Raw genomic sequence first — 1,598 nt, forward strand, 5'->3', positions numbered from 1 at the left:
CCGATGCCGAAGCCAAGGCAGCGGCAGCAAAAGCTAAGGCCGATGCCGAAGCCAAGGCAGCGGCAGCAAAGGCCAAGGCCGATGCCGAAGCCAAGGCAGCGGCAGCAAAAGCTAAGGCCGAGGCTGAAGCAAAAGCCAGGGCTGAAGCCGAAGCCAAGGCCAAGGCCGAAGCCGAAGCCAAGGCCAAGGCGGCGGCAGCGAAAGTGAAAGCCGAAGCGGAAACCAAGGCGCAGAAGCAGGCACCACCCATCACTGGCGGCCCGGACCAACCGCCTCCGGCCATCGTGCGAGCTTTGTCGGCATTCCTGGTAGTACCCGTACTCGCGGTGGTGGACCTCGCTCTCGTGGCACTGACCGTGGGTATCAGCTACGCGCTGGCGTCGGATCCAGAGCCCCTCACCAAATTAGGTTTGGTCTTGTTGGAGTTGGCAGTAGCTGCAGCGGATGTGTATGTTGCCTATCTGCACGTAAGTTACGCGCATTGGGTTGTCACAGGACAGCCAATTGACTCGTGGGAAGACCTCAAGGACTGGGAACCACGGCCCTAGTTTTATGCTTGTCCTGGGTACAGGAAGATTCGACCCGGAGGGCAGTGAGGTATACCCGGATGGATGAGGAAGGGAAACCATGACAGCAAGAAATTCCGCATCGTCGCTGTTGAAAGAATCGTCGTCTTCACGTGGCACTCGATCCAGCGGTCCGAACCGTCGTCGGTCCTGGCTGAAACATGGAGGGCTATATCACCTCTTGGCGCTTCTCCTCGTCCTGGCGCTTGGTGGCCTTGGAACCCTGGCGATCTCAAATGGCATTGCCTGGGCCACCGCCACTGACCCTATAAGGAGGGCCACCTTATGGACGGCTGGTATCGCCTTGATCATCGTCACAGTTGGTGCAGCTTGTCTCTCATTGCTCTACGCCCTTTGGCTAGTTGCAGGTCTGTCTATGAAACCGCTGGAAGGTCTCAAGGATCGACTTGTCCCTGGGCTAACCCGCATGATGTCATTGCCACGGAGGCAACGGTTGGTAGCCCTTGCCTGGGCGGCTCCATCCTTCTTGATCCTCGACGGTGGCATTGCCGTGCTCGCCGTGGCGCTGACTTGGGCGAACGGGGTTCTGTGGGCGGGCAATATCTCTCTTCCCATGAAAGCAACTCTTGCTATTAGCGAGCTAGTATTGGCCATTGGTCTCATATTTCCACTCTACTTGCAAATGGCCTTTCTCCACTGGGCACTCACAGGCCAGTGGCTGCGAACGTGGGCGGACGTCAGGGACTGGTCACTCCGTCCCTAAAGTCTCCCCGACGAAGCCTTTCTGAACAATACGAAAGCCTCCCAAGTGGTGCAGGACAGCCTGGCCGTCTTCGCCGCTCAGGATATCCCCATGGGCACAACCATCACCGCAGAGATGGTTACAGTGATAACGGGGAACAAGAACCTTAAAACTTTCGCAAAAAGCCGCTTGACATTTGCTGTAATTCTCTCTATACTGAGTATAAGCCCTGACCAGGGTGGATTGTCACCCCAACGAATTCGTTGTCCCAGGGAAGCCATGACAGACCGTCAACAACCAAATATTGCACCGAGTAGGCACTGCGTGCA

General features: G+C 57.0%; 2 protein-coding genes. Both read left to right on the plus strand.

Annotation, left to right across the window (positions count from 1 at the left end):
- On the plus strand, positions 1-548 hold a 548-nt coding region (locus QME66_13800), incomplete at its 5' end, for a hypothetical protein (GenBank protein ID MDI6810014.1).
- 394 nt (positions 549-942) lie between these two features.
- A complete protein-coding gene (locus QME66_13805) occupies positions 943-1,290 on the plus strand; it encodes a hypothetical protein (protein MDI6810015.1) in 348 nt (115 codons plus the stop codon).
- Positions 1,291-1,598 lie beyond the last annotated feature (308 nt).

This window comes from Candidatus Eisenbacteria bacterium, from assembly GCA_030017955.1.
GTDB lineage: Bacteria > Eisenbacteria > RBG-16-71-46 > JASEGR01 > JASEGR01 > JASEGR01.

Excerpts from the sequence above, each read along its gene's own strand:
- QME66_13805 (MDI6810015.1), top strand. The coding sequence starts at position 943 with ATGAAACCGCTGGAAGGTCTCAAGGATCGACTTGTCCCTGGGCTAACC.